Origin of the sequence: Rhodococcus sp. R1101 (assembly GCF_000278445.1) — a bacterium.
GTDB lineage: Bacteria > Actinomycetota > Actinomycetes > Mycobacteriales > Mycobacteriaceae > Rhodococcus > Rhodococcus gordoniae.
This window is the reverse complement of the sequence record NZ_AJVB01000532.1, coordinates 1-2500: the sequence shown is the minus strand read 5'-3', so window position 1 is coordinate 2500 and position 2500 is coordinate 1. Positions and strand designations below refer to the sequence as shown.

The 2500-nt window shown below is 71.0% G+C and carries 3 protein-coding genes and 1 pseudogene; all 4 read left to right on the top strand.

From position 1 onward, the window contains the following. On the top strand, positions 1–521 hold a 521-nt coding region (locus R1101_RS0121100; RefSeq protein WP_016935251.1), incomplete at its 5' end, for an SDR family NAD(P)-dependent oxidoreductase. Positions 522–679: 158 nt separating this feature from the next. Continuing rightward, the gene (locus R1101_RS0121095; protein WP_442969895.1) at positions 680–1252 is read left to right on the top strand and encodes a LemA family protein; all 573 of its coding nucleotides are present in this window, start codon (positions 680–682) and stop codon (positions 1250–1252) included. Between the two features lie 86 nt (positions 1253–1338). Continuing rightward, on the top strand, positions 1339–1878 hold the full coding sequence (gene pyrE, locus R1101_RS0121090; RefSeq protein WP_016935249.1) for an orotate phosphoribosyltransferase: 540 nt from the start codon (positions 1339–1341) through the stop codon (positions 1876–1878). Between the two features lie 4 nt (positions 1879–1882). Then, a pseudogene (locus R1101_RS27965) lies at positions 1883–2500 on the top strand (galactose-1-phosphate uridylyltransferase); the annotation flags it as partial.

Below are 2500 nucleotides of genomic sequence, written 5' to 3'. Positions count from 1 at the left end.
CCGGCTTCGGTACGACCGGTGAGTTCTGGACCGCCGATCCGGCCCTGCTGCAGGCGCAGCTCGACGTCAACGTCACCTCGGTCGTCGCGTTCACCCGCGCCGCGCTGCCGTCGATGATCGAGGCGGGCAAGGGCGACATCGTCAACGTCGCCAGTGTGGCCGGTCTGCTCCCCGGCCGCGGCTCGACCTACTCGGGCAGCAAGGCCTACGTCGTGTCGTTCACCGAAGGGCTGGCCGGTGGACTCGCCGGCACGGGCGTGCGCGTGCAGGCGCTGTGTCCCGGTTTCGTGCGCACCGAATTCCACCAGCGCGCCGGGATCGACATGTCGTCCACCCCGAAGCCGATGTGGCTCGACGTCGATCAGGTGGTGCGTACCTCGCTCGCCGACCTCGACAAGGGCAAGGTCCGCAGCATCCCGGGGCTGCAGTACAAGGTGCTCGCGACGGCCGGACGGCTGGTGCCGCAGAACCTCGTGCGGAAGCTGACCAACACCGTCGGCAACGGCCGCGGCCGCACCTGATCGGCTCGGACGAACTGACGGCGAGCGTTCCCAGATCACAGTACGGATACACCGCGCCGGACACGCCGGGTGCGGTATTCGGCGCGATTCGTGCGCTGGGTACATTTCTGCGCGTGACGTCTGTGGCTGTGGTGCTCTGTGTTGCTGTCGTGGTTGCGGTGGTGCTGTGGTTGCGCGCAGGCGTGCGCCGTCTACGGACGTTGCAGCAACGCCACCGGGAAAGCCTTCGTCTGCTCCTCCACGAACTCGACGACCGCTACGATCTGGTGCCCGCGCTCATCGCGGCGTCGGCCGGAGCCGGCGTCGAACGCGAACGTATCCGGCCGATCGTCGGCGCCCGCTCGCTGGCCATCGGCGTGCGAGACCGGCGTCTGGGCCTGACCGAACGCGCCGGCGCCGAGAACGCACTGTCCGCGACGCTGCACGAACTCATCAGCGGACTCGAGGGTGTCAACCACTGGCCGTTCATCCGGGTCGCCCGGGAACTGCAGACCCGCGAGCAGCGCATCGCCGGAGCCGTCCGCGTGCACAACGACCTCGGCACTGCGCTCGACACCGCGATCGGCCGCTTCCCCACCTCACTGTTCGCGAAACTCGCGGCCGTCGGCCCCGTCGCGCTGTTCGAGGCGCCCGCGCCCGTCCCCGCACCCGCCCGCACCACCGAGATCTCCGCGGCGACCGGGACCGAGGCCCGGCAGCCCGAGCCGGCATCCGACACCGTCGCTGCCTGACCGGCAGGTCGCAGCGACTAGGCTCGTTCCCCGACACGAGCGCGACCGCACCGGCGTCGCGCGCACGAACGACGGGTGAGAACGCAATGAGTGACCGCGACGAACTGGCAGCACTGGTACGCGAGCTGGCGGTGGTGCACGGCCGCGTGACCCTGTCGTCCGGGAAGGAAGCCGACTACTACGTCGACCTGCGCCGCGCGACCCTGCATCACAAGGCCGGACCGCTCATCGGCACGCTCCTGCGCGAACTCGTCTCCGACTGGGATTTCGACGCCGTCGGCGGCCTCACCATGGGTGCCGACCCGGTCGCCCTCGCCGTCATGCACGCCGCCGGCCGCCCCATCGACGCCTTCGTCGTCCGCAAGGCCGCCAAGGCCCACGGCATGCAGCGCCAGATCGAGGGACCGGACGTGACCGGCAAGCGGGTGCTCGTCGTCGAGGACACCACCACCACCGGTAATTCGCCGCTCACCGCCGTCAAGGCGCTGCGTGAGGCCGGCGCGATCGTCGTGGGTGTCGCGACCGTCGTCGACCGCGCGACCGGCGCCGACGCGGTCATCGCCGCGGAGGGCGTCGAGTACCGCTCCCTGCTCGGCCTGGCCGACCTGGGTCTGGACGACGAGTAGCCGCGTGGGGGCGCGGGTCCGGCAGACCGTCACGCGTCTCGCGGACGGCCGGGAACTGATCTACTTCGACGACACCGAGCCGTTCGTCTCCGGTGCCGCGACCCGCGGCCTCCACGACGGCCGCGACCTGCCGCCTGTTGCGGCGACCTCCGAGATGCGCCGCGACCCGCTGACGGGGGAGTGGGTGACCTTCGCGGCGCATCGCATGGACCGCACGTTCCTGCCGTCGGCCGTCGACTGCCCGCTGTGCCCGAGCAGGGCGGGGGTGTGCAGCGAGATCCCGGCCGGCGACTACGACGTCGTCGTGTTCGAGAACCGTTTCCCCTCGCTCGGGGCACCGCCGGCCGGTGAGGGTCTCGTCGACGGCGACGAGCTGTGGCCGCGCCGACCGGCGACCGGCCGCTGCGAGGTCGTCGCGTTCACCCCCGACCACGACGCCCGGTTCGCGGACCTCGCCCTGCCCCGGGCGCGCACCGTCATCGATGCGCTCGCCGCGCGCACCGCCGCGCTCTCGCGCCTGCCGGACGTGCAGCAGCTCTTCTGCTTCGAGAACCGCCGGTGTGGAAATCGGTGTGACACTGCACCATCCGCACGGTCAGATCTACGCCTACCCGTTCGTCCC

Excerpts from the sequence above, each read along its gene's own strand:
- pyrE (WP_016935249.1), top strand. The coding sequence starts at position 1,339 with ATGAGTGACCGCGACGAACTGGCAGCACTGGTACGCGAGCTGGCGGTG.